The organism is uncultured Tateyamaria sp. (assembly GCF_947497045.1).
In the GTDB taxonomy this organism is placed as follows: domain Bacteria; phylum Pseudomonadota; class Alphaproteobacteria; order Rhodobacterales; family Rhodobacteraceae; genus Tateyamaria.
In genome coordinates, this window is sequence record NZ_CANMEU010000004.1 from 58,701 (window position 1) to 83,868 (window position 25,168).

Consider the following 25,168-nt stretch of genomic DNA (forward strand, 5'->3'; position numbering starts at 1 on the left):
TTTGGGGAACAACGAAGGTGAACCTGCTTTACGCAAATGACCGCGCGGGTGCCTATCCCGACAGCTGGTACGCGGCGACGGCAGATATAGCGAACCCGCGCCCGGCGCTTGATGGCGAGGCCCGTGTCGATGTTTGCGTGGTCGGTGCGGGCTATACCGGGCTGTCCGCCGCCCTCCATCTGGCGCAGCGCGGGTTTTCCGTGGCGATCCTTGAGGCGCAGCGTATCGGATTTGGCGCATCGGGTCGCAATGGCGGCCAGTTGGGATCGGGCCAGCGGGTCGAACAACCCTATCTGGAAAAGATGCTGGGCCACGCGGATGCGGCCAAGTTGTGGGCGCTTGGGCAGGAAGCCAAGACGCTGGTCAAATCCCTGATCGCGGATCACGCCATTGACTGTTACCTGCGCCCCGGGGTCGCATGGACGGCAGAGAGCGCGGCGGACGTGGACGACTTGCGCGCCTATGCCGATCATATGGGCGCGCAATATGACTATCCGGTTGAGATGCTGGACGAGGCCGCCTTTCACGCCGTCTGCCCCTCGCCCGCCTACAAAGGGGGCATTGTTGACTGGGATGCCGCCCACCTGCACCCGCTGCGCTTTGCGCTTGGGCTGGCGCGCGCCGCCGAGGCGGCAGGCGTCACGATCTATGAACGCAGTGCCGTCGCGCAGATCACCGAAGGGACACCCACCCGATTGCGCACTGCGTCTGGCAGCATAAATGCCGATCATGTGGTTCTGGCCTGCAACGGGTATCTTGGCGGGCTCAGCCAACAGATTGCGGCACGCGTCATGCCGATCAACAACTTTATCGCGGCCACAGCGCCTCTTGGCCCTGACGTCGCGCGCATCCTGGCCAAGGACATCGCGGTGTCAGACAGCCGCTTCGTGGTGAACTACTTTCGGCTCAGCCATGACAACCGATTGTTGTTCGGGGGTGGGGAAAGCTATGGCTACCGCTTTCCCACCGATATCGCGGCCAAAGTGCGCAAACCCATGACCCAGGTTTTCCCACACCTGGCAGGCACACCCATTGACTACGCATGGGGTGGCACCCTCGCAATCACGATGAAACGGCTGCCTTACGTCGCCCGGCTTGGGCCCAACATTCTGTCGGCATCGGGCTATTCCGGGCACGGGGTGGGCACGGCAACACATGCGGGCAAGCTGATGGCCGATGCGATTGAAGGACAAAGCGACGGGTTCGACACCATGGCTGCAATCCCTGCCCCCGCCTTTCCGGGTGGCACGGTGCTGCGCGCACCCCTGCTGGCACTTGCTATGACGTGGTACAGCCTGCGCGACCGCTTGGGCCTCTGAACATAATCCGCCAGTTTGACCCTGCCGCCCACAAAACTGTTTCTTTCGCGCCGCCTCTGATTTAATAAATCCGAAAGTAAGGAATAAGGATTCTGGAATATGCTCTTGCCGGATATGCACAGCGCCGAAGCGATCCCCCCCGCAGCCCGCACCGAAATCGACCGCCTGCTCGCCTCGGGGGATCTGTTCCGCTACACCGCCGCAAGTGACGCGCCGGTCAGCCTGCTTGAGGCTGAATTTGCGCAGATGATGGGTAGCAGGTTCGCATTGGCGGTGTCCTCCTGCTCTGCGGCCCTGTTCCTGTCGCTCAAGGCGCTCGACCTGCCGCGCGACGCACGCGTGCTGATCCCGGGTTTCACCTTTGCGGCAGTGCCCTCGGCGGTGATCCACGCCGACTGCCTGCCCGTGCTGTGCGAGGTCGGTGACAATTACCGCATCGACATCGACGATTTCATCGCAAAACTGCCGGAGGTGTCAGCCGTGATTGTCAGCCACATGCGCGGGCATACCTCGGACATGGACGCGATCATGGCGCTGTGTCAGGCCGCCGGCACCCCGGTAATCGAAGATGCGGCCCACTCGCTTGGCACCACTTGGAACGGGGCCAGGATCGGAACGATGGGGCGCGTGGGCTGCTTTTCGTTCCAGTCCTACAAGATGATCAACGCAGGCGAAGGCGGGATCATGGTGACAGACGATGCGGACCTGATTGCGCGGGCGATTATCATGTCCGGTGCCTACGAGCACAATTGGAAGAAACACCCGGTGCTGCAAGACGCCTTTGCCACGCACCAGAACCAGCTGCCGCTCTACAATCTGCGGCTATCGAACCTCAGCGCCGCCGTGATCCGCCCGCAACTTCCACACCTTGCGCGGCGGGTGACGGACGGGCGGCGCAATCACGACCATGTCGCCCGGCTGCTCGACCAAAGCGCCCATATTCACGTGCCCGCGCCCCTGCCGGGGGAAGTGCGCGCGCCGGACTCCATCCAGTTCAACCTGATCGACATGAGCGATGAGCAGGTCACAGAGTTTGTCGCACACGCCGCACAAAACGGGGTCAAGGTGCAGGTGTTCGGTGCCAGCGCGGACAACGCGCGCGCATTCTGGAACTGGCAATTCATCCCTGATCTGCCGGACCTGCCGCAAACGCGGGCGATGCTGATGCGGGCCTGCGATGTGCGCTTGCCGGTACACCTGCCCACCGACACGCTCAACGATGTGGCAAACGTCGTCCTGACGGCCATCAGCCACGCAACCGAACCACGGCGCAACTACGGTACCTAACCCTACATCTTCCTTTCGCCCCAAATACCTCGGGGGAGGGCGTATGCCCGGGGGCAGAGCCCCCTAATGATACATCCCCGCCTCCGGCGGGAGGGCAGAGCCCCCTAATGATACATCCCCGCCTCCGGCGGGAGGGCAGAGCCCCCTAATGATACATCCCCGTCTCTTGGCGGGAGGCCGGAGCCTCTTTACCTCATCACACGATCCACTACGCTGCGGTCCATGACAGACCTCGCCAAAGGGGCCGCCTGGATGGGCGGCCAGATCATCCCGATTGACCAAGCCGCAATTCCGGTCACGGACTGGGGGCTGACCCATTCCGACATCGCCTATGATGTGGTCCCGGTCTGGGAGGGCGCGTTTTTCCGGCTGGATGATTATGTGGCGCGGTTCATCGCCTCGCTCACCGCCGGCAGGTACGACATCGGCATGGATCGGGGCGAAATCTGCGGCGCACTTACCGCCATGGTCAAGGCCTCGGGGCTACGCGACGCCTATGTGGCGATGGTGGCCGCACGCGGACGCAACCCGGTGGCAGGCAGCCGGGACCCGCGCGACTGTACCAACCACTTTTACGCATGGTGCGTGCCCTATGTGCATATCGTGAGACCGGAGGCTGCGGCCAAGGGCACCTCGGTCTGGATCGCGAAATCCGTCCGCCGCATCCCCGCCGACAGTGTGAACCCACGGGTCAAGAACTATCACTGGGGCGACTTCACATCCGGTCTATTCGAAGCCAAGGATCAAGGGTTTGAAACCACCATGCTGCTGGATCATGCGAGCAATGTGACCGAAGGGCCGGGATTCAATGTGTTCGGGGTATTTGGAGACACGGTTGTGACCTCAGACCACGGCGTTCTGCACGGGATCACCCGTGCCACAGTGCTGGAAATGTGCGCAGAGGCGGGCCTCAAGACACAAACGCGGCCCCTGCCCCTCGAAGAACTCTGGCGCGCCAACGAAGTGTTCCTGTCATCATCGGGTGGTGGGGTCATTCCGGTGGCGCGGGTCGACCAACACCACTTTTCGAACGGGGCGGCGGGACCGGTGGCGACCGATCTCAGACAGCGATACTTTGACTGGATCGGCCAAGACACATACCGCACGCCAATCACGTAAGGTGCACCTGTGGTGCGCCCGACCGTCAACTCATCTTGGACAGTTTTTCCTGCAACTCGGCCAACTGCTTCTTGATGGCGTCCAGATCTTCGGACCCATCAGAGGCTTCAGGCGCGGATGTCGCCGCACCGCTCCAGGGCGTTGGCATGCCCCCGGTCATCGCCTTCATAAAGGCTTTTTGCTGCGCCTGCATCGCCTCGAAACCGGGCATCTTGGTCATCGGATTGATGGCGCTCATGTTCTCGACCACCTTGCTTTGACCATCGCGCAGCATCTCGAACGAGGCTTGCAGGAATTGGGGCACAACAGACACCCTGCCCCCCATATAGCTGCGCACCAGATCGTTCAGCACATCCACCGGCAGCACGCTTTCCCCCCGGCTTTCGTGTTCGGCAATGATCTGAAGCAGGTATTGGCGCGTCAGATCATCGCCGGTCTTGAGGTCCACGATCTGCACCTCGCGCCCATCCCGGATAAAGCCCGAGATATCTTCGAGCGTCACATAGTCGCTGGTCTCGGTGTTATAGAGACGCCGGCTCGCATAGCGTTTGATCAACAATGGTGCTGGTTTGTCTGTCACGTGCCGCTCTCCCCGGGTTCGCTGCATCGCAGCTTAGGCGCAGGTTTCGCAAAAAGAAAGCGTTGCGCGCATTTGGGGAAAATTAGCCATCCATCACGCCAGAACTGCCTCTGAAACATTCACATCCGTATGTTTTGACAATATCTGCGCAAAGGCCTCCTCGACAGGTGTCTCCACAAAGTCGGGCAGGGCTGCGCGCAGTTTCGATCCATCCAGCTGATGCGGCGTACTCCACAGATAGCGCATCTCGAGCACTTCGCGCATCAGCGGCGACCACAGCGCCATGATCTTGATGGCAAACCAGGGAAAGCCTGACACTTTCATGGGGCGGCCCAAAGCGGCTTCGGTCAAAGTGACGAGCGCGTCGCCCGTGAGGGCATAGCCTCCAAACCCGAACTCCTCAAAGTTGCTGAACTCGGCGCGCTTGCCTGCCAGCGCCGCCGCCGCGCGGCCCATATCCGGCAGATAGGCCCAGGCATGCACCCGGTCGCACTTGCCCGGATAGGTCAGCTTGCCTTTGTCGGCCTTGGCAGCAATGTAGGTCTCAAACCAATTTCCAGTTTCGACCCCTTCGATGAAATCGCCGCCGCGCAGCACGATGGTGCGCACGCCGCTGTCACGGAAAGTATTTTCCATACGGATACGAATTGCGCCCTTCTTTGTATCGCTGACCCACGGAGAGGTTTCCGACAGCCGTTCCGGCATCCCCGTGCCGTAATTGTAGACATTGCCGGGGATCAGCACCGTCGCACCACTTGCCTTGGCGGCTGCAATCACGGTGGAGGTGATCTTTGGCACCATCTCGGCCCACTTTGGATAAGGGGGATGCACCGCGTTGACGATCACGTCATGGCCCATGCAAGCCTGCACGACAGCCGCTGTGTCCGCGACATCCGCTGTCACACGGCCCGTCGCTTCTTCGGGCCAGGCGCGCGCCAATTCTGTCACGCGCCACCCTGCCGCGCGAAATCCGGCCACTGCCGCCCGTCCGAACCGTCCCTTTGCACCTAAAACGATCACCGATTCCATGTCATTTCTCCTTGTTGGGTTGCTCCGGGGGATGGATAAACAAGTCAAAATCGAATAGCATTCCGCGAAATTCAACATTGTCTATTCAAATATGGATATACTCTATGTCCCAAACCGACTGGTCCCACATCCAATCCTTTGCCGCGGTAGCCGAACATGGGTCTTTGTCAGCCGCGGCGCGTGCGGTTGGCACCAGCCAGCCCACGCTGTCACGCCACATCGCAGCGCTCGAAAGCGATCTGGGCACGCGGTTGTTTGACCGCAGCCTCGGGGGGATGAGCCCCACCTTGGCAGGCACCGAATTGATGGCGCATGCGACGCAGATGGCCGATGCCGCTGCACGTTTTCACACCAACAGCACCCACAGCGACCTGAGCGGTACGGTCCGGATCACCGCCAGCCAGGTTGTCGCGGCCTATGTGCTGCCCGACGCCATCAGCGCATTGCGGGTCGCCCATCCGGACATCAGCATCGAGGTTGTCGCCTCGGACACCACCGACAACCTGCTACGGCGCGAGGCAGATATCGCGTTGCGCATGTACCGCCCCACCCAAAACGACGTGATCACACAACATCTGCGCGACATGCCCATCGCCGCCTATGCCGCGCACAGTTACATCACGCGGCGCGGGGCCCCCAAGGACATTGCAGATGTGTTGAACCATGAGGTGATCGGCTACGACCGCTCGACACTGATCATTGATGGGTTCCGGGCCGCCGGGCACGAGGTCAATCGCGACTTCTTTGCGTTTCGCAGCGATGATCAGGTCGTGTGTTGGGCGCTGGTGCAGGCAGGGGCAGGCATCGGGTTCATGCAGCGCAGCATCGGCGATGCGGACCCGAACCTTGCATGCGTGTCAGGCGACGAGGCGCTGGCCATCATGCCCATGTGGCTGACGGCCCATCCCGATTTACGCAGCACGCCGCGCGTGCGCCGGGTCTATGATTGGCTGGCCGAGCATCTCAAAAGGTAGCCCGGACATGAAAAAGGCGGATCCCACACGGGGACCCGCCAAAGTCATCGCACCATTTCAGGGAGGAAATCAGGCGCGATATCTCGATGGAGCTTACTTGCCAGCAGTCGCTTTTTTCGCAGCAGCTGTCATGTCGCCAGTCGCTTTGGTCACAGCGGCTTGCGCGTCTTCGCTCATGTCTTTGCCAGCGGCCATCATCAGCTCGACTGTGTCCATCTGGACTTTTTTCGCAACTTCAGCGAACGCCGCCATGTGCTCGGATGTCACTTCGGCGTAGGCAGAAGCGAAATCGGTCATCGCTTTGGCGTAGTCAGCTGGCTCGGTTTTCGCTTTGGAGATGTCGGCCAGTTTCGCCAAAGTTTCCTTGGTCCATTTGGACGAGATTTCTGTCGATTTTTCGGCCGCGTCGATGGCGACGGTGCTCAGTTTTTCGTTCAGCGATGTCGCTGTTTTGAATGCGTCTTCCATTGCCGCTGTGTCGACTGGGAACGAGCCCATCACGTCTTTGAACATTGCGGTCATGTCAGGTGTAGTTGTCTTAGCCATGGTACTCTTCCTCTTGTCGCTGCGAGATCATTCTCGTGTTTCCTGCGTCTGAGAAGAATATGCATGCTGCAACGCGGCATTTCAAGTAAAAATGCTGCGCTGCGGCAAAAAAGATTTACCTAAGGGAAAGAATGTGCGAAATCAGGGCCTTGCCTTGACGCCTACATAAGTGCCGGGCGCATCTCCGAGGATCGGGTGCTCAGAATCACCCGGCTTGCGCGCCTTGACCATGGCCCCTGCCCGCTTGTTCAGCCACGCACCCCACCGGGGCCACCATGATCCTTCGTTGAAATCTGCCGAAGCGAGCCAATCCTCATGGTCAAGGGTCAGGTCCGGGTTCGTATAGTGCCCGTATTTGTTCTTGGCGGGCGGGTTCACGATGCCCGCGATGTGGCCTGATTGGGTCATGATGAACGTCTTGTCCTTGGATCCCATCGCCTGAATCCCGCGATAGCTGTCTTTCCATGGCGCGATATGGTCCGTCTCGCAGGCAATCGCACAAAGCGGAACATCGATATCGTCCAGCGTCAGGTGATGGCCCATCAGATCAAAGCCACCTTCGGCCAACTCATTGCGCTGACATAAGCCCCGCAAATACTGCATCGCCATCTTGGCGGGCAGGTTCGCCCCGTCGCCGTTCCAATACAGCAGATCAAATGCGGGTGGGGTTTCGCCCATCATGTAACTCTTGATGGCAGGCGTATAGACGAGGTCATTCGAGCGCAGATAGGTAAAGGTGCGCGCCATGATGACCGAGGGCAATATCCCCTTCTCCGCACATTCCGCTTCGATCCCGTCGATGAAGTCGTCCGTCAGGAATGGTGCAAATTCACCCTGATCGCCAAAATCCGTCAGCGCCGTAAAGAAGGTGGCAGACTTGATCGACTTGTCCTTGCGCTGTTTCAGCAGGGACAGCGTCAGCGACAGCGTGGTCCCCGCAATGCAGTAGCCGATGGCGTTGACCTGCTTTTCGCCGGTGATCGCCTTGGCCTCGCCGATGGCGGCCAGATACCCGTCCTTGATATAGTCCTCAAGGCCGACCCCGGCATAGGCCGCATCCGGATTCACCCAAGAGACCACAAACAAGGTGTGCCCTTGTTCGACGATCCATTTCACAAGGCTGTTCTGCTCTTTGAGGTCGAGGATGTAGTACTTGTTGATCCAGGGCGGAAACAGAACGACAGGCGTCTTGTGCACCTTTTCGGTGGTGGGGGTGTATTGGATCAGCTCCATCATGCGGTTGCGGAATATGACCTTGCCCGGTGTGGTGGCGATATTGCGGCCCAACTCGAACGCGGTGTCATCGGCCAGTTTCACGATCAACTCACCATTGTTGGCCTCAAGATCGGAAATCAGGTTCTCAAGCCCCTTGACCAGCGAATGCCCCTCGGTGGCAACCGCCTTTTCCAAGGCGTCCGGGTTGGTGGCCAAGAAGTTGGTCGGGGACATCATATCGACAATCTGGCGGGAGAAATACGCAAGACGCTGCTTTTCGGCAGGCTCCATGTCGCTGACATCCTCAACCGCTTGGGTCACAGCGGCTGCGTTGATCAGGTACTGCTGTTTGACGTAGTTGAAATAGGGGTGGGTGTCCCACAGCGGATTGGCAAAGCGGCGGTCCTTGGGGCCGGGGTCGGCGGGGGCGGCCAGCTTGCCGCTGGCAAGCACCTGTTGGGCCTCGACGAAATGGGTCACGGATTTTGACCAGAATTGCAATTGATGCTCAAGCACCTTGGCCGGATCGCGGAAGGCTTCATGCCAATAGGCGGTGGCCGCCTTGCTGAACAATTCCTGATTCGGACCATCAAGGGCCGCGTTATGCGTGCTGCGGTGCGTCAAAATCTGAGTGAGTCGCTGCGTCAACTCCTCAACTTTGCGAAGGTTTGTGTTCAATTTGTCGAGGTTTTCGCCAGAGACGACACCATCTGTTGTGTCGTTGGTTGTCATATTAATGTCTTCCTCGTAATGTTTGCACATGCAGCATATGTGTTTGGAAACACATCGGCTGTATGTACGGTCGCATGTTTCAGGGGGCAAAGCGACAAACCGTCCGATGTATGTGCACATCATACACCGGCCCCTAGGGTACGAAGGAAACGTTATGCGCTATATGGCCAGCTACGACTTCATGGAAACCATGCGGAACACGAACCAGTGGCTCGGGGCCACGGCACAGGCCATCGGAGCCTATCCCGCATTCGCTTTGGTTCCCAACCCGGCAATGGAAATGATGCGCGCCTGGGGCGAGGTCACGGAACGCACCTTCCAGCGCATGGTGGTCAAACCCGACTGGAACATCCCCTCTTTCACAGCCGAGGATGGCAAGGACCATCTGGTGAGTGTCGATATCGAAGTGGCCGGTGCCTTCGGAGACCTGCTGCATTTCAACGTGGTCGGCCGTAAGGCGCGCAAGCGCAAGGTTCTGCTTGTTGCGCCCATGTCAGGGCATTATTCCACATTGCTGCGCTCGACCGTGATCTCGCTGATGCCCGATTGCGAAGTCTACATTACCGACTGGCACAATGCGCGCGATATCCCGGTCAGCGCCGGCAAGTTCGATATCGAGGACTATACGCTCTACCTTGTAGACTACATGCGCCATATGGGCCCCGAAACCCATGTGATCGCTGTGTGCCAACCTGCCCCGCTGACACTGGCGGCCACCGCCTATCTGGCGGAAGAAGATCCCAAGGCCCAACCCCGGTCGCTCACGCTGATCGGTGGGCCGATCGACCCCAATGCAAACGCCACGGATGTGACAGACTTCGGGCGCCGGGTCACCATGGGTCAGCTTGAGGAAATGATGATCCAGCGCGTCGGGTTCAAATACCCGGGCGTCGGACGGATGGTCTATCCCGGCCTGCTGCAACTGGCCTCCTTCATGTCGATGAACGGCGAAAAGCACTCCAAAGCATTTCAGGACCAGATCAGCGCCGTGGCGCGCGGCGATGCAGCAGATCACGACAAACACAACAAGTTCTACGACGAATATCTGGCTGTAATGGATATGACGGCTGAATTCTACCTCTCGACCGTGGACCGGATTTTCAAACGGGCCGAGATTGCCAAGAACCTGTTCACGGTGGCGGGCAAACAGGTCGATATCGGCAAGATCACAACCGTAGCTGTGAAAACGGTCGAAGGTGCGAATGATGATATTTCAGCTCCGGGCCAATGCGTTGCCGCCCTTGATCTGTGCACCGGCCTGCCTGACAGCAAAAAGGCAAGCCATGTCGAGCCGGGCGCAGGCCATTACGGCATCTTTGCAGGGCGCAGCTGGCGGACAAACATCCGGCCTCTGGTGCTCGACTTCATCGACGCCAATTCGCCCAAGCCCCCCAAGAAAGCCGCCAACAAGAACCGGGCGGCGTAACCCATGGCAGGCGTCGATCTTCCCTTCGCCTGTGATTGCAACAAACTGCGCGGCACGCTGCTTGGGGTGTCGCCGGATAACGGAACACGGGCCGAGTGCTTCTGCCACGATTGCCGCGCCGCGGAAGTCTTTGCAGGCCAACCCGACCCGGCACCGGGCGCGGTCCAACTCTACCAGACGACGCCGGATCGGGTGCGGTTCGACGACGGGCTTGAGCAACTGGCGGTGTTCTCACTCTCAAAAAAGGGCACATTGCGCTGGCAGGCCCAATGCTGCGGCGCGATGATGTTTCTGACGACACGCTCAGCCAAGATCCCGTTCACATCGCTGCGCACGGACCGTCTGGCGGATGACAGCCCGCTTGGCCCGATCAAGGCGCGCGCCTTTGTGCGCAAGGCCAATGGCAAACGTGGCCATGAAGGGGCTACGGTGTTCATCCTCGGGATGCTCACACGGGTGCTGCCGCGCCGCCTGAACGGAAAGTGGAAGCAAACGCCGTTCTTTGATGCAGCCACAAACACACCCGTGCGCGATATCTATCTGGTGAGCCCGGCCGAGCGCGAAAACCTGCACTTGCCGAAATACTGAGGGGCGGACGACACGTCCGCCTTACAGACTTCTTTTGACCAAAAATACCGCGGGGGAGTCGCGCAAGCGACGGGGGCAGAGCCCCCCAAAACATCGTGTCGCGTCAGCGGCCTTTGGATCAGCCCGGCTTAACGCAAAATCAACGGCTGCTTCAGCCAGTCGCGCAGCGCAGCCGTCGTCTCGGCTGGCGCTTCGAGCGTCGGCAAATGGCCTGCATCCTCAAGCACCCGCAATTCAGCGCCATGGATCAACTCGGCCATAAAAGTGTGCCGTTTGACGGGGCACAACGCATCATGCGCTCCGCAAAGCACCAAGGTCGGCACCCGGCATTTGCGCAACGTACCCTGTTGGTCCCGGCGCCGCTGCAAGGCCCGCGACTGGCGAATAAACACCTCCGGGCCAAGCGCTTCGGCCATATCCATCACCAAATCCAAAATTTCACTGCGATAGGGGCCCGGTGCCAAATAATTCGGTTTCATTTCCTCACGCATCACTTCGGCCATCCGGCCCGTGCGCGCCTTGACGATCTGTGGCTCGCGCGCCGCAGCCACCGGCGGCGTCTCGGCCAGTGGATTGGTGTCCATCAGGGCCAGCCGCGTGATCCGGTCGGGCGCGCGGCGCAAGATCTCCATCGCAACGATCCCGCCCATGGACAGGCCCGCCAGCGCAAAGCGCTGAGGCAACTCGTCCAGCAAACCGCTTGCGATTTCCTCGATCCGCTCGCCGCGGGTCACCGGCGACACCATCACGGAAAACTCCGACGACAGCTCCGCGATCTGCGGCCCGAACAGGCGCGCATCGCACATCATACCGGGAAGGAATACCAACGGCTCAGCCATGTACCCGCCTTGTCTCTAACGCCATCTGCTGCCTGCTGATTTGCCTGTATGACACACAATGACCCTTGCGCCCGCGCGCCACAAGCCCCCGGTCACTGTTTGATCTGATCCCAGAACAGCGCCAGATGACGGCTGACGATCTCGTTATAGCGGTCAGTCTGCTTGAGCTTGGCCAACCCCGCATTGAAGCGATAGAGATGCGCCGTTCCGCGCCAGTGTTTCTTGGAGATCAGTACATGCAGCCCTTCGACCGACAAAGGGCGCGACAAAGGGGCGACTTTGTCCGTAAGACCCAATTCAAACATCTTCTGAACGCCCAGAAATTCGTTCAGAGCCACCGCGTCGACCTCGCCCGCCATCAGCATTTCGAAACACGCATCCGGAGAGTCGGGCTGTGCAAGCGTGATCAACCCCTGCGACAGCCATTGGCGGTCCGCCCGGTCCAGATCGTGGGTGAAGTAACCCGCAGGACGGCACAGCGTCTTGCCCATCAGATCCGCATCACTCTCAAACGGCAACAGCGCGTCACTGCGGGAAAACAGCAGGATCACCAGATCAACCAGCGGTTCGGAAAAGTGAAAATTGGCGCAACGCTCATGGGTCGGGTTGCCTGCGCAATCCGGCTTGTACCACGGAAAGCCCATATCGAACTCTTTGGAATCGAGCATCGGAAACAGGTGCTTGGACCAATCGTTTTCCCATGTGATCGAATAGGTGAGCGGGTTTGGCGTTTCCTCAAGGGCCGCATTCACCAACTCGGTCAGCATCCCCTGCCCCGGCCAATCCAGATCCGTAAACGGCGCGTAATTTGACGCCGTGATCAGGCGCAGCTCCGCCTCGTCCTGCAACAATGGCGTCGGGTCAGGCGTGAATGTCTCGGGCACGACTACCGGCTCTGGCTTGGCGACCGGGGTGCTGGCCGTGGCGTCAGGGCACGGAATGGCCAGAACGGTGCCCACAGGCAACTCTAGAAGGCTGCCACCCTGAATGTCCGGATTGTTGTAGAAGATGAGCGACCAGCGGGACAGATCGCCAAGCTGTTCTTCGGCAATGGAAAACAGTGTCTCACCGGGCCCCACAACATGGGACGGCGCACAGGCAACAGCCGTTCCGGCCCATCCAAGGACCGCAGCCGTGCTCACTGCGAGTTGAGCCCACGCGCGTCTCATTCTCAGAAATCAGCCCAGATTTTGGTCATGTGCCGGTCAATCACCTGCTGGTACTCGCCCGAGGCCTTGATCGCATCCAGACCGCCATTGATGGTCTCCATCAGCGTGGCGGCATCAGGATGGTCCTTGTGCACCAGCACATGCAGCCCTTCAATGGAAATGGGGCGGCCCTGCACCACTTCGACCTGATCCTTGAGGCCCATGTCCTTGATTGCCGCGCGGCCTGTGAATTCGTTCATCGCAACCGCATCCACCTCGCCCGACACCAGCATGTCAAAGCATGCAGCCACCGTCGCGGGCTGTTTCAGCGTGATCTTTGCATCCGTGATCCAACGCCGGTCCGCCCGGTCCAGATCATGGGTAAAGTAACCCGCAGGGCGGCACAGGGTGCGCCCTTCGATATCGGTGTCCCGTGCAAAGGGCACAGGGCGGGACCTGTCCACAAACAGAAGGATCAGCATCTCGAACATCGGGTCCGAGAAGTGGAAATTGGCGCAGCGGAAATTGTCGGGCGATCCGGCGCAATCGGGTTTGTACCAGGGAAAGCCCATGTCCATCATCGCACTGGTCATCAGTGGATCAAGGTGGGCGGACCAGTCATTGATCCAGTGCACCTTGTACCCATCACGCGACGCCGTGCGCCCCATCGCAGTGTTGACCACGTCCGTGATCAGGCCCTGATTGTCCAAGGCCTGATCGGTGAACGGGGCGAAGTCACCCGCCGTCACCAGATTGATTGTCTGTTCCAACTTGCGGCGCGGGGTGGCCCGCGCAGGTGCCACGCCAGCCGTTTGCGTCGCAGGGGTTCCCGCGTCCAGACCCACAGGCAAGCCAGCGATGCACCCCAGTTGCAACCGCATCCCGACCCGTAGCGCGTTGGGGTTTTCGCCGATCACAGACAGGTTGTTGCGGTGCACTGCGGTCCAGGCAGAGGCGTTCTTGTACTGTGCGTCCGCGATGACCGACAGGCTGTCGCCGCGCTTCACCGTATAGCTGCCGCCACAGGTCTGGGCTGCCGCTGAAACGCTCGACGCGACACAGATCGCGGCCGCAAGCCCCAAGAATCGCTTCATTCCTCATCCCCCAGTCTGAGTATGGTAGCAAAATCCCTTATTTTGCGGGGTTTCGTCAACGCCAAAACGAGATGTGGTGGACAAGTATATATGTTGACACTGCGCGGCGGACGCATGTCGCATCATGGATAGGCGATTCCCCTAAACGAAGGGAAATCGGCATATCGTCTGGCGCGTGCTTCTGGCGGTTCGGCAGGCTGCGCACCCCGACGCAACAGCAGCCCCTTGGGCGCAATATAGCTGCCGATCATACGGTGTGGCGTGGGCCGCCAATCCAGATTGAAGGCGCAGAGTTTCGGGAAAAACCACATGGCCGAATAGGGCAGATGATCATGGATCCACCATGCCAGATCGCGCCAATCACGGCCCTGCTCGTATTGATCAGTGAACCACGGGATTGCGAGGGACGTGCCCGCAATCGCCACCTCTCCAGCACCCAAATCCCAGATATGGCATTCGATCGGGTTGTCATTGCGCGCGCAGTTCAGCTTGTTCTCGTTACCATATCTGTTCAGTTCGGGCGAGCGGTAGCCTGACCGGATCGCAACCCGCCCAAATGTCTCCTCAAGCGGGTCAAGCAATTGGGTGCACAGCATCCGCCCATGTTCAATCGCAAGATCAGGATCGCGTGGCAGGTTCCTGATCTCATGGAAGTTTCCAATTTCCGAATAAAGGAAATCCCGCATGTAAAAGTGTTTGGACAACCGCACGCGACCCAAGTTCTCAAGGCTCCACATGCTGGCCGGACGGCGCATCACGCGGCCCCGTTCCACTGAAATTGCCCCTCGGGTCCGAGCGGCGAAAACGGGTTCCACGCCACTTCCCATATGTGCCCTTCGGGATCGGCAAAATAGCCGTGATGCCCGCCCCAGAAAACGTCCTGCGCAGGCTTCAGGATCTTGGCCCCGGCACTCTCGGCCTGGTCCAGCAGCAGGGCGACATCCGCTTTTTTGGACACGTTGTGCCCAAGGGTCATGGCCCCACCCCGCAAATCCGCGACCGCAACACCAATGTCTTCGGCCAGCGCGGCGAGGGGATAAAGGCCAAGTGTCTGCCCGATCAAATCAAAGGCAATCACCCCGTCGGGGCTGTCCACCCGCGCCCAGCCCATGGCCTCGTAAAAGGCGGCCAGCGCCTCCATATCCCGCGCCCCAAGCGTGATCAGCGACACCCGTTGTTCCATCATTGATCCAGCCCCCGCACAAAGGCGAGCATATCGCTGACGGCCCCGTCTGTCTGTCCCGGAGACATGATATCGCCCGTCGCCACATGGGCGAGCGGGTCGTCGCCATCACCCATGACCGGATTGATAACCTGCGCTGCGCCACCCCAGGCGGCCGCAACCTCGGCAGTGATATCGGGGCGCACCACCTGATCATTCGTCGCATACCAGAACAGCGCCGGAAGGGTCTGTGCACCATGATCCATCGCCATTGTGGTCTGGATCAGAACCGCCATCGGCAGGACGGCGACACTGGCATATTCCGTCGTCCAGTACCGCCCATGCGCTTCGTTTGAGGGTTCAAAACTGCGCCGCTCACCGGCAAGGGAGGGCAGCCAATACCGCGCCGCGGGCCATGTCAGCAAAGCCGCAACCGGGTTGTTGATCCCGAAGTTGGGCGAGACAAAGACAAGGCCCGCCACGTCCTCCATCAGGGTCGCGTTCTGCGCTGTGGCGGCTACCAAAGTGCCCCCTGTCGAGGTCGAGATGATCAACACTTTTTCGCCCGCGACCCGGGCCGCGGCAATCCCTTCGGCCAGATCATCGACCCAACCCTGCACCGTGCCTTCGGCCATCGCCTCGGGGCCGCGCCCGTGCCCTTGCAAACGGGTGTAGACAACGTTGGCCCCCAAGGCCTCGGCCACCGCGTCCGGCACCGGGCGGATTTCTTCGGAGGTCGCGGAAAACCCGTGCACATAAAGGATCGACCAAGGCGTCTTGGCCTCCACCTGCCCGGCCCAGATCACCCGTTTTTCGACGCCGGGGGTGATGTCATCATATGCCGCCTCGACAGCCGCAAAATGCGCATCCAGATCGCTTGTGATCGTGGCAGCCTCCGGGCGCGGCGTCAGCGTCGCATCCTCGTAGGGGCCAAACAGCCACAAGGCACCCATCAAGACGATCAGGCCCAGCATGACCCGCCCCAATATCTTGCCAAATCGCCTCATGCCACAGTCTCCAGAACCTGCTCGACCGCATCCTCAATCAGCCCCAGACAGGGCCCGTCCGAAAACCTGTGATCCGCACCACGCACCAGCAACAGACGCATGTCGGGACTGTCTGCGTGGTTCAGCAACCGCACGGCGGTTTCGGTGCTGACGGCGGTATCGTCGGTGCCTTGCAGACAGCGCACCGCAAAGGGCAGCGGCAGCGGCGCGCGCAGCACCAGCCGGTTGCGCCCATCCTCGATCAGGCGCTGCGTGATGATGTAGGGCTCCATGTAGTCCGAAGGCATTTCGACCCGCCCATCCCGCGCCAGGGCTTGTTTTTGGGCGTCGGTGAACGAGGCCCAATAGCCGTCCTCGGTAAAATCAGGTGCGGCCGCGATGGTCACCAGCCCGGCCACGCGGCCCGGATGATCGCGCGCAAACAGCAGCGCCTGCCAGCCGCCCATCGAACTGCCCACAATCACCAGCGGCCCCGTCGTCAAGGCCTCAAGCGCAAAGGCGGTGTCCTCGGCCCAGTCCCCGATGCAGCCATCTTCAAAGGCCCCCGAACTTTCGCCATGCCCGGAATAGTCAAAACGCAGGAACCCGCGGCCCTGCGCGCGACACCACGCCTCAAGATGGATGGCTTTGGTGCCCTCCATGTCTGATTTCAACCCACCAAGGAAGACAACCCACGGGCCCGTCCCTTCGCTGCGGTGATAGGCAAGGCGGCGCCCTTGGGCTGTGTCGATGAATTCAGCGGTGGTCATGGCAGTCCTTTTGCAGTTTGCGCGGATCATGGGCAGACGGCACCGCGCTGTCCATCCTGCACGGGTCAGATTTATTAGGTTACCATATTGTCACGTGATTATTTGCTCACATATATAACATAATGGATGCCTTGTTCAAATCTCTCGCGGACCCCGCCCGTCGTACGCTGCTGGATGCGTTGCGCCGTCAGGACGGCCAGACGTTGCAGCAATTGCAGCCCTATCTGGACATGTCCCGCTTTGGGGTGATGAAGCACCTTGGCGTGCTCGAAGACGCGGGGTTGATCACCACCAAGAAGGTGGGTCGCTTCAAACATCACTACCTCAACGCCCTGCCGTTGCAGGAAGCAATAGATCGCTGGATGGAGCCCTTGCTCGTCAAACCGGCGGCCCAAGCAGTTCTCGACCTGAAATCTCAACTGGAAGGAAACTCACCCATGCCCAAACCCGATTTTGTCATGCAGACCTATATCAAAACCACACAGGACCGACTGTGGGACGCCTTGTCGGACGAGACGAACGTGGCGCATTACCACTTCATGGCCAGCCACGCGACGCGGGACGGCGCACGCACCACGATGTTTCTGCCCGATGGCACTGAACTGATGTCAAACGTCCTTTTGACCAGCGATCCCAAATCCCGGATCGAATGCACCTTCGAGCCCAATTGGGACGGCGGCGGTGCCCCCAGTCGGGTGGTCTACCTCATCGAGGTCGAAGGGGACTTCGTCAAACTGACGGTTGAACATTACGATCTGACCTTTGCGGTTGTGCCCGGCGAAGGGGTGGCCGATGGATGGGCGCGTTGGGCGGCAGGCCTGAAAACATGGCTCGAAACCGGAGAGCCCGCCCACTTCGGCAGCCGCGCAAGCGCCTGATCCCACCTTCATCTTGCCAGATAAACTCCGGGGGAGTCGCGGATGCGACGGGGGCTGGCCCCCTCCCCGCTCACAAAAAGGTGCCCCATGACACCGGAACTGACCTATCTCACCCTGACGGCCATCCTCGCGATGTCCATGTGGATTTCTTACATCGTGGGCGTCAACATGCCCCCAAACCGGGGCCGATAACGTTGAACGGCCGCCCCCACCTATGAGGTTTCCGGCCTGGGTGCACCGATCCCACCGCGCGCACCTGAACCTGATCGAGGCCGCGATGCCGTTCAGGTTGATCATGCTGGTCGCACACAATCTTGAGATATCCGGGGGCTCGTCACGATCTGCGCAAGCGCCACCTTCTTCAGGCTACGACTTGCGCATGTCACCGGGATGGTGTCGAGGGGGCTGGTTTCCCGCACGGCCAGTCCTTTTCACGCTCAGTTGGGGGTGCATGCTGGCCATCGCCGTCTGACTGCTGATCGGCGGATCGACTGATCGCGCTTGACCAACTGGCCGGACCGGGCCAATCTCCCCACCATGACACATGCAGTTCACCAAGAGTATTATACGCAGGCGCATATCCCGCGCGCCTGTGGCCGTGTCTGACCCCATGCCCACACCCGCCGCGCCCCGCGGTGGTCCTATGCTGATCTGATCTCTGGCCTGCTGCCGGCACAGGAGACATCACATGACCTTTACGATCCGACCTGTTGAACCTGCCGACATCCCGGCCCTGCACATGATGATCTGTGCGCTGGCCGCACATCACGGCGACACCCCCGACATCAACCCGACACATCTGCGGCGCGACGTGTTGGGCCCATGTCCATGGTACACTGTGTTGGTAGCCGAACAGAATGCAGCGCTGATCGGATATGCCGCCCTGTTACCCCTTGGGCAACTGCAATTCGGGGCTCGGGGCATGGATCTGCACCACCTCTTCGTGCGCAAACCCATGCGGGGACAAGGGGCTGGAGCCGCATTGATTGCAGCCTGTCAGGCACATTGTGTAAGCATCGGATGCACTGTCCTCACAGTCGGCACACATCCCGAAAACGCAAAAGCCGCGCTGTTCTATAAACGGCGCGGCTTTGAAGCCCGGTCAGGTCCGGGACCTCGATTTTCGATCAGGCTGGATCAGCCACCGACGTAAGTGCCATCAGCGGGGCGGAAAAAAGTCTTTTGATTGTGGAGTCGCCCCAGAAGATCATGGATCTGCATCACATCCGGGTCCGCCGCGCGGGCCTTGATGTCGTTTTGGGTTTTGGCGAGCTTGGTGGCGCGCAACGCCGTTTCGATCAGGTCCAGATCCTCGACACTCAACTCGAAATTGGTGTTGTACTTTGGCACGGCGTTCCCTCTGAGATCAAAAGTTTCCGATAGTGAACTACCCTTTAAAATAGGGATCAGGGGCGCGACGTCCAGCGGAAACTGTCGCAAAAACCGCGCGTTTTGTCGCATTATACGCATAACCTTTATCAAGCGCATTCAGATACGCACCGCAGACTTGACGCCTTGGGCGTCGCCTGCGACACGGGCCGCACAGATTTACCCGCAATCGGGCGTTCCGTGGGCGCCGAACTGACGAGGAGTGCCGATATGGCCCCAATTTCCCTGACCTTTCCTGATGGCAATGCACGCGAATACGAGGCCGGGATCACCCCTGCCGGTGTCGCCGAAAGCATCTCGAAATCCCTGTCGAAGAAGGCGATCAGCGCCAGTGTAAATGGCGAACACTGGGACCTCGCATGGCCCATCGACGCCAACGCCCAAATCGCGATCCACACCATGACCGACGAAGAGCAGGCCAATGAGCTGGTGCGCCACGATCTGGCCCACATCATGGCCCGCGCCGTGCAGGAAATCTGGCCCGACACCAAGGTCACAATCGGCCCCGTCATCAAGGACGGCTGGTATTACGATTTCGACCGGGCCGAGCCGTTCACTCCCGAAGACCTCGGCGCGATCGAGAAGAAGATGCGCGAGATCATCAACAAACGCGACCCTGTCCGCACCGAAGTGTGGGACCGCGATGTGGCGATCAAATATTACGAGGACCGCGGCGAGCCTTATAAGGTCGAGCTGATCGAAGGCATTCCAGGCGACGAGCCGCTGCGCATGTACTGGCACGGCGACTGGCAGGATCTGTGCCGTGGGCCGCACCTGCAACACACCGGCCAGGTGCCGGGCGATGCGTTCAAGCTGATGTCGATTGCGGGGGCCTATTGGCGCGGCGATTCCAGTCGCGCGATGCTGCAACGCATTTACGGCGTCGCCTTCACTGGCAAGGAAAAGCTGCGCGCCCATCTCAACATGCTTGAAGAGGCGGCCAAGCGCGATCACCGCAAACTGGGCCGCGAGATGGACCTGTTTCACATGCAGGAAGAGGCCCCGGGCCAGATCTTCTGGCACCCCAACGGCTGGTCCGTCTACACCACGCTTCAGGACTATATGCGGCGCAAACAGCGTGCCGCGGGCTATGTCGAGGTGAACACCCCACAGGTCGTTGACCGCAAATTGTGGGAAGCATCGGGCCATTGGGACAAATACCAGGAACATATGTTCATCGTCGAAGTGGACGAGGATCACGCCCGTGAAAAGGCGATCAATGCACTGAAACCCATGAATTGCCCCTGCCACGTCCAGATTTTCAATCAGGGCCTCAAGTCCTATCGCGACCTGCCATTGCGCATGGCCGAATTCGGATCGTGCAATCGTTATGAACCCTCTGGCGCGCTGCACGGGATCATGCGTGTGCGTGGATTTACACAGGATGACGGACACATCTTTTGCCGCGAGGATCAAATCGAGGCCGAATGTGCTGCGTTCATCACCTACCTGTCCTCGGTTTATAAAGACCTCGGCTTTGAGAGCTTTGAGATCATGTTTGCCACGCGACCCGAAAAGCGGGTCGGTTCCGAAGAAAGCTGGGATCACGTGGAAAACGCGCTTGAGAATGCGATCAAGGCGACTGGTCACCCCTACACTCTGGATGAGGGTGAGGGCGCGTTTTATGGCCCCAAACTGGACTTCAAACTGACGGATGCTATCGGGCGTGAATGGCAGTGCGGCACCTTTCAGGTAGATCCAAACCTGCCCGAACGCCTTGGCGCGACGTATATCGCCGAGGATGGTGCCAAACACCGCCCCTACATGTTGCACCGGGCCTGTCTCGGCTCATTCGAGCGATTCATCGGCATTCTGATCGAAAACTCCGCAGGCAAATTGCCGTTCTGGCTGGCACCGCGTCAGGTGGTTGTGGCCTCGATCATTTCCGACGCGGATGATTACATCGCCGAGGTCGTTGCCGCTTTGCGGGCCGCAGGCGTGCGCGCCGAAGCCGACATTCGCAATGAAAAGATCAACTACAAGGTGCGTGAACATTCGGTCGGCAAAGTGCCTGTGATCCTTGCGGTGGGCGCACGCGAGGTCGAGGAACGGACCGTATCTGTCCGCCGCCTGGGCGAAAAGCAAACCAGCGTGCAGGACCTGGCAACCGTCGTGGAAACCTTGCGGATTGAGGCCACTCCGCCGGATCAGCTTTGAGCCACAGATGTCGCAATATGCCACGCGGGCTTTTGCAACAAATGCGCCGGAACGCCCAAAACTCCGGCGCAATGTCTGACATCGGATAACGGCTCTGTGACATACCGGCTTGTGAGTGTTAAAATCGGATTGTCACCCCTTATTTAGACGCCAAGGCCGTCTATGCAATCGAACCAAAGGGACCTTAGATATGTCGAACACAATGAAATCCGTCGCCATCATGGGCGCAGTTGCCGCCGCGTTTGCCAGTCAGACCGCGACCCCGGCCGACGCCGCAGCCAAGGAAAAGTGCTACGGCATCTCGCTTGCGGGCGAAAATGACTGCGCGGCTGGTCCGGGCACGACCTGCGCGGGCACATCGACCGTCGATTATCAGGGCAACGCATGGACGCTTGTGGATGTGGGCACCTGCGCCGAAATTGAACTGCCTGATCTGGCGGATGGATCAGCGCGCACAGGCTCGCTCGAAGAATTGGACCGCGACCTGCCCGCATAACACGTGACAGCGCACGGCTCAGGTTTGAGCGGTGCGCGACACATCTGACGCCGGAGGCTTCGACATGCTGGATGCGACACGCACACCGCCCCGCCTGCCATCTGCCCCCGGAGTTGGTTACAAATCCCAACATTTCCATGACTTGCGCGCTGCACCGGGTCCGGTGACCTGGCTGGAGGTCCATGCCGAGAACTACATGGGTGACGGGGGTCGCCCACACGCGCAACTGCGCGCACTGCGGGATGACTTTGCGATTTCGGTCCACGGGGTTGGCTTGTCGATCGGGGGCGAAGGGCCGCTGGACAAGGCTCATCTTGAGCGCCTCAAGTCGCTGATAACGTGGCTGGAACCCGCCAGTTTTTCCGAACATCTGGCGTGGTCGACCCACGGGGCCGAGTTTCTGGATGACCTGCTGCCCCTGCCCTACACCGAGGCGACACTGACCCGTGTCGCGAGCCATATTGATCAGGTTCAGGACGTATTGGGGCGGCAGATGCTGCTCGAAAACCCCTCCAGCTATCTGGCGTTTGCCGACAGCACCATGTCCGAGACCGCCTTTCTGAGTGAACTGGTCCGGCGTACCGGCTGCGGTTTGCTGCTGGATGTGAACAACGTCTTCATCTCGGCAACAAACCTGAACGACACGCCAGAGGGCTACCTTGATGCCTACCCCACCCATGCGGTCGGCGAAATCCATGTCGGTGGACACGATGCAGACACCGACGATGCAGGCGCACCGCTGCTTATTGACAGCCATGGACGCGCCACAGCGGATCCGGTTTGGGCACTTTTGGATCATGCGCTTGCGGCGACGGGCCCTGCCCCGGTACTGGTTGAATGGGACAATGACGTGCCCGATTGGGCGACGTTGCGGGCCGAAGCCGAACGGGCCGCGCATGCGTTGGCAACCGCAGCCGCACCCTGATATGCCAACCGATCAAACCCAGTTCCGCACCGCCCTGCTGGACCCGACCCAGCCTGTGCCGGATGGGCTGACCGACGGGGCAGGCCAGCCTACAACCAAACGCTTTGCCGTCTATCGCAACAATGTCACCGTCGCGTTGACCGAGGCGCTGAAGACCGCATTCCCGGTGCTTGTGAGCCTGTTGGGACGTCAAAATTTTGATCAACTGGCCCGGCTGTTTGTGCGGGCGCATCCGCCCACATCACCGTTGATGATACATTACGGCGCACACATGCCTGCATTTCTGAGCGGTTTTGCCCCCCTCTCACACATCAAATATCTCAGCGACGTGGCCCGGCTTGAGCTGGCGCTGCGCCAATCCTATCACGCCGCCGACGTGACCCCATTTGACGGGCGCAAACTTGGTACGTTTGAGGCCCACCAGATCGTGGCCTCAACCCTCACTTTGGCCCCTGCGGCCACCGTGATCCCGACCGTCTGGCCACTGTTTGACATCTGGCGCTACACCACTCAAAGCGGCGCGCCCAAACCACGCGCCATAGCCCAACCGATCCTGATCACACGAGTTGAATTTGACCCCGAACCGCACGCGTTGACCCCTGCTCAGGCGGCGTGGCTGAGCCATGTCACGGGCGGCGCAACCCTGGGGGCGGCGCAGGACAGCGCCATGGCCATCGACCCCGGTTTTGATCTGTTTACGCTGCTGACGCTTTTGATCCAGAACAACGCAATTGCCAATTTCACGACCCCAAAGGACTGACCCATGACTGCCCTGACCCGTTTGCATGACGCGATTTTCGGACCACTTGACCGCGCTGATTGGATTTTGCCGACGCTCGCGCGGTTCCTGTTCGCAGCCGTCCTGGCCGTCTATTTCTGGATTTCGGGAATGACCAAACTGGGGGACGGCATATTTGGAATTTTCCAACCCTCGCTCGGGGCCTACGCGCAGATCTTTCCCCGCATAATGGAGGCCATCGGCTATGATGTGAGCCAACTCGGCACCTATCACTGGGCGGTCGTGACACTTGGAACAGTCGCCGAATTTGTACTGCCCTTGCTGATCATCGCAGGGCTGTTCACGCGGCTTGCGTCCTTGGGCATGATCGGCTTCATCGTTTTGCAATCGCTGACCGATCTGAACGGGCATGGCAGATGGGGCGACGGGCTGGTGATGGGCGCATGGTTTGATGCGCCCTCAAACAGCCTGATCATGGACCAGCGTTCGCTTTGGGTTTTCCTGCTGATCGTGCTGGTGGTCAAAGGGGCCGGGCCGCTGTCATTTGATCGGGCCTTGGCTCGGCCCAAAGCGGTGGACTAAACGCCCAAGGCGGCCTGCACGTCTGTGGTCCAACCGAGGTAAAGCCTGGATCCCTCCGCAATCAGGGGGCGTTTCATCAGGGTTGGGTGCTGCGCCAGCAATGCCTCTGGCGCGTCGGCGCGTTCACTCTCGCTCAGCCCGCGCCACGTGGTTGAGCGGGTGTTGACGAGCGCCGCACCGAACTGGGCATGCGCCGCCTTCATCACATCACCCGGCACACCCTCCGCGCGCACATCCACAAACTGCGCGTCCGGTAGCGCCTTGATCGCCTTGCGGCACGTATCACAGGTTTTCAGACCGTATATTTCCATAACTCACCCTCACATTTACGTTTAATTATGCGGCAGGCCGTCGCGATTGCACCCCCTAAACCTTGAATTTCCGTGTAAACAGGCAATGTTTTACAGTGTGGCCCCTACGTCAACTTGGGTGTCACACGGCCCGCGCAGACAACGGGGGCAGCACGACAAGGCAAAAGGAGGCACGGACCATGCCAACTGGCACCGTGAAGTGGTTCAACACCACAAAAGGCTACGGATTTATCGCACCGGATGAGGGTGGGAAGGACGTTTTTGTACATATTTCAGCCGTCGAGAAATCCGGTCTGACCGGACTCGCGGACAACCAAAAGGTCGATTTTGAGATGCTGGAAGGGCGCGACGGGCGTCAGATGGCTGGCGATCTGAAACTGCTTTGAGCGCGGCAAGTGGCGCAGGGCAGATGCCCTGCACCGCCCGAGCTTAGTCGAAGGTGCAGCCCTTGGTGCCCACAGGGCAGCTTGACTGTTTGCGCGCGCGGTGCACGTGGCGCTTTTTGGCAATCGGATGCGCCAAGGCCTGCTGGTAGCTGATGCCCTGATTGGGTTTGCCGCAACAAATCGTGCCGTCCATTGTCACCGGCTGCAATCCAGCGGGGCAAAAGTTGTGGCTGCTATGGTAGGCGTAAATTTTTGGCCCTGCCGTTTGCTGGGCCAGCGCAGACACTGTGCCCATCACGGTCAAGACGGCTGCGGCTGTGACCACCTGTGTGAAACGCATATCTTCCCTCGTTTTATCAACTCACCACGATATCTATGGGGGCACCCTGCCTTTGAGGCGCGCACAAGTCCAGAAAATTTGCATAAAACTGGCGACTTGGAACCATTTGGGGGCGCATTGCGCTGTTTAGATCGGCATCGGAAACAGTGAA

At 59.9% G+C, this 25,168-nt stretch carries 28 protein-coding genes; 14 read left to right on the plus strand and 14 right to left on the minus strand.

The features are described from left to right. Positions 1-17: 17 nt before the first annotated feature. The 3 genes from Q0859_RS09745 to Q0859_RS09755 all read left to right on the plus strand — a co-directional run bounded on the left by Q0859_RS09745 (position 18) and on the right by Q0859_RS09755 (position 3,725). Positions 18-1,319 (plus strand): FAD-binding oxidoreductase, encoded by a 1,302-nt coding sequence (locus Q0859_RS09745; protein ID WP_299150383.1) that lies wholly within the window; start codon positions 18-20, stop codon positions 1,317-1,319. Positions 1,320-1,418: 99 nt separating this feature from the next. Continuing rightward, the gene (locus tag Q0859_RS09750) at positions 1,419-2,606 is read left to right on the plus strand and encodes an aminotransferase class I/II-fold pyridoxal phosphate-dependent enzyme (protein WP_299150385.1); all 1,188 of its coding nucleotides are present in this window, start codon (positions 1,419-1,421) and stop codon (positions 2,604-2,606) included. A gap of 222 nt (positions 2,607-2,828) precedes the next feature. Further along, positions 2,829-3,725, plus strand: a complete 897-nt coding sequence (locus Q0859_RS09755; protein WP_299150387.1) for an aminotransferase class IV — start codon at positions 2,829-2,831, stop codon at positions 3,723-3,725. A 25-nt stretch (positions 3,726-3,750) separates the two neighbouring features. On the opposite strand, the gene phaR is transcribed toward Q0859_RS09755, so the two are convergent. After that, the gene (gene phaR / locus Q0859_RS09760; RefSeq protein WP_299150390.1) at positions 3,751-4,305 is read right to left on the minus strand and encodes a polyhydroxyalkanoate synthesis repressor PhaR; all 555 of its coding nucleotides are present in this window, start codon (positions 4,303-4,305) and stop codon (positions 3,751-3,753) included. Positions 4,306-4,398: 93 nt separating this feature from the next. Next, positions 4,399-5,334 carry an NAD(P)H-binding protein gene (locus Q0859_RS09765; RefSeq protein ID WP_299150394.1) on the minus strand — a complete coding sequence of 312 codons (936 nt, stop codon included), beginning with the start codon at positions 5,332-5,334 and terminating at the stop codon, positions 4,399-4,401. 104 nt (positions 5,335-5,438) lie between these two features. On the opposite strand from Q0859_RS09765, the gene Q0859_RS09770 reads away from it, so the two are divergent. Beyond that, positions 5,439-6,308, plus strand: coding sequence for a LysR family transcriptional regulator (locus tag Q0859_RS09770; RefSeq protein ID WP_299150397.1), 870 nt, complete (start codon positions 5,439-5,441; stop codon positions 6,306-6,308). Between the two features lie 93 nt (positions 6,309-6,401). Here the strand turns inward: Q0859_RS09770 and Q0859_RS09775 are convergent, their stop codons facing one another. Both Q0859_RS09775 and phaC read right to left on the minus strand, forming a co-directional pair. Beyond that, positions 6,402-6,854 (minus strand): phasin family protein, encoded by a 453-nt coding sequence (locus Q0859_RS09775; RefSeq protein ID WP_299150400.1) that lies wholly within the window; start codon positions 6,852-6,854, stop codon positions 6,402-6,404. Positions 6,855-6,995: 141 nt separating this feature from the next. Continuing rightward, complete coding sequence (gene phaC / locus Q0859_RS09780) at positions 6,996-8,801, minus strand: class I poly(R)-hydroxyalkanoic acid synthase (protein WP_299150403.1); 1,806 nt, start codon at positions 8,799-8,801, stop codon at positions 6,996-6,998. Positions 8,802-8,955: 154 nt separating this feature from the next. Between phaC and phaZ the strand changes: the two genes are divergently transcribed. Next, the gene (gene phaZ / locus Q0859_RS09785; RefSeq protein WP_299150406.1) at positions 8,956-10,227 is read left to right on the plus strand and encodes a polyhydroxyalkanoate depolymerase; all 1,272 of its coding nucleotides are present in this window, start codon (positions 8,956-8,958) and stop codon (positions 10,225-10,227) included. Between the two features lie 3 nt (positions 10,228-10,230). Continuing rightward, positions 10,231-10,815, plus strand: a complete 585-nt coding sequence (locus tag Q0859_RS09790; protein WP_299150409.1) for a DUF6151 family protein — start codon at positions 10,231-10,233, stop codon at positions 10,813-10,815. Positions 10,816-10,943: 128 nt separating this feature from the next. Here the strand turns inward: Q0859_RS09790 and Q0859_RS09795 are convergent, their stop codons facing one another. The 7 genes from Q0859_RS09795 to Q0859_RS09825 all read right to left on the minus strand — a co-directional run bounded on the left by Q0859_RS09795 (position 10,944) and on the right by Q0859_RS09825 (position 16,814). Next, complete coding sequence (locus Q0859_RS09795; RefSeq protein WP_299150411.1) at positions 10,944-11,654, minus strand: alpha/beta fold hydrolase; 711 nt, start codon at positions 11,652-11,654, stop codon at positions 10,944-10,946. A 92-nt stretch (positions 11,655-11,746) separates the two neighbouring features. After that, positions 11,747-12,823 (minus strand): transporter substrate-binding domain-containing protein, encoded by a 1,077-nt coding sequence (locus Q0859_RS09800; protein WP_299150413.1) that lies wholly within the window; start codon positions 12,821-12,823, stop codon positions 11,747-11,749. A gap of 2 nt (positions 12,824-12,825) precedes the next feature. Beyond that, positions 12,826-13,896: a transporter substrate-binding domain-containing protein gene (locus Q0859_RS09805; RefSeq protein ID WP_299150415.1), complete on the minus strand. Its 1,071-nt coding sequence runs from the start codon at positions 13,894-13,896 to the stop codon at positions 12,826-12,828. A 122-nt stretch (positions 13,897-14,018) separates the two neighbouring features. After that, positions 14,019-14,633 (minus strand): hypothetical protein, encoded by a 615-nt coding sequence (locus Q0859_RS09810; RefSeq protein ID WP_299151443.1) that lies wholly within the window; start codon positions 14,631-14,633, stop codon positions 14,019-14,021. Between the two features lie 17 nt (positions 14,634-14,650). Continuing rightward, complete coding sequence (locus Q0859_RS09815; RefSeq protein WP_299150417.1) at positions 14,651-15,079, minus strand: VOC family protein; 429 nt, start codon at positions 15,077-15,079, stop codon at positions 14,651-14,653. Next, on the minus strand, positions 15,079-16,065 hold the full coding sequence (locus tag Q0859_RS09820; RefSeq protein WP_299150420.1) for an alpha/beta fold hydrolase: 987 nt from the start codon (positions 16,063-16,065) through the stop codon (positions 15,079-15,081). Before Q0859_RS09820 ends, Q0859_RS09815 begins: the two co-directional genes overlap by 1 nt. Beyond that, positions 16,062-16,814 (minus strand): alpha/beta hydrolase, encoded by a 753-nt coding sequence (locus Q0859_RS09825; protein WP_299150423.1) that lies wholly within the window; start codon positions 16,812-16,814, stop codon positions 16,062-16,064. The genes Q0859_RS09820 and Q0859_RS09825 overlap by 4 nt, the downstream gene beginning before the upstream one ends. Before the next feature lie 122 nt (positions 16,815-16,936). Here Q0859_RS09825 and Q0859_RS09830 point away from each other — a divergent pair, with 122 nt between their 5' ends. Together Q0859_RS09830 and Q0859_RS09835 are read left to right on the plus strand one after the other, a co-directional pair. Continuing rightward, the gene (locus tag Q0859_RS09830; RefSeq protein WP_299150425.1) at positions 16,937-17,692 is read left to right on the plus strand and encodes an SRPBCC domain-containing protein; all 756 of its coding nucleotides are present in this window, start codon (positions 16,937-16,939) and stop codon (positions 17,690-17,692) included. 688 nt (positions 17,693-18,380) lie between these two features. After that, positions 18,381-18,845 carry a GNAT family N-acetyltransferase gene (locus tag Q0859_RS09835; protein ID WP_299150427.1) on the plus strand — a complete coding sequence of 155 codons (465 nt, stop codon included), beginning with the start codon at positions 18,381-18,383 and terminating at the stop codon, positions 18,843-18,845. Here the strand turns inward: Q0859_RS09835 and Q0859_RS09840 are convergent. Beyond that, on the minus strand, positions 18,830-19,042 hold the full coding sequence (locus Q0859_RS09840) for a hypothetical protein (RefSeq protein WP_299150430.1): 213 nt from the start codon (positions 19,040-19,042) through the stop codon (positions 18,830-18,832). The two genes, Q0859_RS09835 and Q0859_RS09840, sit on opposite strands and share 16 nt — an antisense overlap. 249 nt (positions 19,043-19,291) lie before the next feature. On the opposite strand from Q0859_RS09840, the gene thrS reads away from it, so the two are divergent. The 5 genes from thrS (at position 19,292) to Q0859_RS09865 (ending at position 23,980) form a co-directional block, all read left to right on the plus strand. Next, positions 19,292-21,238 carry a threonine--tRNA ligase gene (gene thrS, locus Q0859_RS09845; protein WP_299150432.1) on the plus strand — a complete coding sequence of 649 codons (1,947 nt, stop codon included), beginning with the start codon at positions 19,292-19,294 and terminating at the stop codon, positions 21,236-21,238. A gap of 190 nt (positions 21,239-21,428) precedes the next feature. Next, on the plus strand, positions 21,429-21,734 hold the full coding sequence (locus Q0859_RS09850; RefSeq protein ID WP_299150434.1) for a DUF2282 domain-containing protein: 306 nt from the start codon (positions 21,429-21,431) through the stop codon (positions 21,732-21,734). A 64-nt stretch (positions 21,735-21,798) separates the two neighbouring features. Beyond that, positions 21,799-22,659 (plus strand): DUF692 domain-containing protein, encoded by an 861-nt coding sequence (locus Q0859_RS09855; protein WP_299151446.1) that lies wholly within the window; start codon positions 21,799-21,801, stop codon positions 22,657-22,659. A 1-nt stretch (position 22,660) separates the two neighbouring features. Then, a complete protein-coding gene (locus Q0859_RS09860) occupies positions 22,661-23,419 on the plus strand; it encodes a DNA-binding domain-containing protein (RefSeq protein ID WP_299150436.1) in 759 nt (252 codons plus the stop codon). 3 nt (positions 23,420-23,422) lie between these two features. Next, entirely contained in the window at positions 23,423-23,980 is a 558-nt protein-coding gene (locus tag Q0859_RS09865) for a DoxX family protein (RefSeq protein ID WP_299150438.1), read from the plus strand. Here Q0859_RS09865 and Q0859_RS09870 read toward each other — a convergent pair. Then, positions 23,977-24,291 (minus strand): ArsC/Spx/MgsR family protein, encoded by a 315-nt coding sequence (locus tag Q0859_RS09870; RefSeq protein WP_299150440.1) that lies wholly within the window; start codon positions 24,289-24,291, stop codon positions 23,977-23,979. The genes Q0859_RS09865 and Q0859_RS09870 overlap by 4 nt on opposite strands. A 179-nt stretch (positions 24,292-24,470) precedes the next feature. On the opposite strand from Q0859_RS09870, the gene Q0859_RS09875 reads away from it, so the two are divergent. Continuing rightward, positions 24,471-24,677 (plus strand): cold-shock protein, encoded by a 207-nt coding sequence (locus tag Q0859_RS09875; RefSeq protein ID WP_299150442.1) that lies wholly within the window; start codon positions 24,471-24,473, stop codon positions 24,675-24,677. Positions 24,678-24,720: 43 nt separating this feature from the next. Here the strand turns inward: Q0859_RS09875 and Q0859_RS09880 are convergent, their stop codons facing one another. Beyond that, on the minus strand, positions 24,721-25,017 hold the full coding sequence (locus tag Q0859_RS09880) for a hypothetical protein (protein ID WP_299150445.1): 297 nt from the start codon (positions 25,015-25,017) through the stop codon (positions 24,721-24,723). Positions 25,018-25,168: the final 151 nt, after the last annotated feature.

What these genes read in the sequence shown, in the direction of transcription:
- Q0859_RS09875 (WP_299150442.1), top strand. Translation starts at nt 24,471, where the DNA reads ATGCCAACTGGCACCGTGAAGTGGTTCAACACCACAAAAGGCTACGGA.
- Q0859_RS09755 (WP_299150387.1), top strand. Translation starts at nt 2,829, where the DNA reads ATGACAGACCTCGCCAAAGGGGCCGCCTGGATGGGCGGCCAGATCATC.
- Q0859_RS09750 (WP_299150385.1), top strand. Translation starts at nt 1,419, where the DNA reads ATGCTCTTGCCGGATATGCACAGCGCCGAAGCGATCCCCCCCGCAGCC.
- Q0859_RS09865 (WP_299150438.1), top strand. Translation starts at nt 23,423, where the DNA reads ATGACTGCCCTGACCCGTTTGCATGACGCGATTTTCGGACCACTTGAC.
- Q0859_RS09765 (WP_299150394.1), bottom strand. Translation starts at nt 5,334, where the DNA reads ATGGAATCGGTGATCGTTTTAGGTGCAAAGGGACGGTTCGGACGGGCG.
- Q0859_RS09815 (WP_299150417.1), bottom strand. Translation starts at nt 15,079, where the DNA reads ATGGAACAACGGGTGTCGCTGATCACGCTTGGGGCGCGGGATATGGAG.
- Q0859_RS09805 (WP_299150415.1), bottom strand. Translation starts at nt 13,896, where the DNA reads ATGAAGCGATTCTTGGGGCTTGCGGCCGCGATCTGTGTCGCGTCGAGC.
- Q0859_RS09810 (WP_299151443.1), bottom strand. Translation starts at nt 14,633, where the DNA reads ATGTGGAGCCTTGAGAACTTGGGTCGCGTGCGGTTGTCCAAACACTTT.
- Q0859_RS09775 (WP_299150400.1), bottom strand. Translation starts at nt 6,854, where the DNA reads ATGGCTAAGACAACTACACCTGACATGACCGCAATGTTCAAAGACGTG.
- Q0859_RS09855 (WP_299151446.1), top strand. Translation starts at nt 21,799, where the DNA reads ATGCTGGATGCGACACGCACACCGCCCCGCCTGCCATCTGCCCCCGGA.
- Q0859_RS09870 (WP_299150440.1), bottom strand. Translation starts at nt 24,291, where the DNA reads ATGGAAATATACGGTCTGAAAACCTGTGATACGTGCCGCAAGGCGATC.
- Q0859_RS09835 (WP_299150427.1), top strand. Translation starts at nt 18,381, where the DNA reads ATGACCTTTACGATCCGACCTGTTGAACCTGCCGACATCCCGGCCCTG.
- Q0859_RS09790 (WP_299150409.1), top strand. Translation starts at nt 10,231, where the DNA reads ATGGCAGGCGTCGATCTTCCCTTCGCCTGTGATTGCAACAAACTGCGC.
- Q0859_RS09830 (WP_299150425.1), top strand. Translation starts at nt 16,937, where the DNA reads ATGGATGCCTTGTTCAAATCTCTCGCGGACCCCGCCCGTCGTACGCTG.
- Q0859_RS09850 (WP_299150434.1), top strand. Translation starts at nt 21,429, where the DNA reads ATGTCGAACACAATGAAATCCGTCGCCATCATGGGCGCAGTTGCCGCC.
- Q0859_RS09860 (WP_299150436.1), top strand. Translation starts at nt 22,661, where the DNA reads ATGCCAACCGATCAAACCCAGTTCCGCACCGCCCTGCTGGACCCGACC.
- Q0859_RS09800 (WP_299150413.1), bottom strand. Translation starts at nt 12,823, where the DNA reads ATGAGACGCGCGTGGGCTCAACTCGCAGTGAGCACGGCTGCGGTCCTT.
- Q0859_RS09795 (WP_299150411.1), bottom strand. Translation starts at nt 11,654, where the DNA reads ATGGCTGAGCCGTTGGTATTCCTTCCCGGTATGATGTGCGATGCGCGC.
- Q0859_RS09770 (WP_299150397.1), top strand. Translation starts at nt 5,439, where the DNA reads ATGTCCCAAACCGACTGGTCCCACATCCAATCCTTTGCCGCGGTAGCC.
- Q0859_RS09825 (WP_299150423.1), bottom strand. Translation starts at nt 16,814, where the DNA reads ATGACCACCGCTGAATTCATCGACACAGCCCAAGGGCGCCGCCTTGCC.
- Q0859_RS09820 (WP_299150420.1), bottom strand. Translation starts at nt 16,065, where the DNA reads ATGAGGCGATTTGGCAAGATATTGGGGCGGGTCATGCTGGGCCTGATC.
- thrS (WP_299150432.1), top strand. Translation starts at nt 19,292, where the DNA reads ATGGCCCCAATTTCCCTGACCTTTCCTGATGGCAATGCACGCGAATAC.
- Q0859_RS09880 (WP_299150445.1), bottom strand. Translation starts at nt 25,017, where the DNA reads ATGCGTTTCACACAGGTGGTCACAGCCGCAGCCGTCTTGACCGTGATG.
- phaZ (WP_299150406.1), top strand. Translation starts at nt 8,956, where the DNA reads ATGCGCTATATGGCCAGCTACGACTTCATGGAAACCATGCGGAACACG.
- phaC (WP_299150403.1), bottom strand. Translation starts at nt 8,801, where the DNA reads ATGACAACCAACGACACAACAGATGGTGTCGTCTCTGGCGAAAACCTC.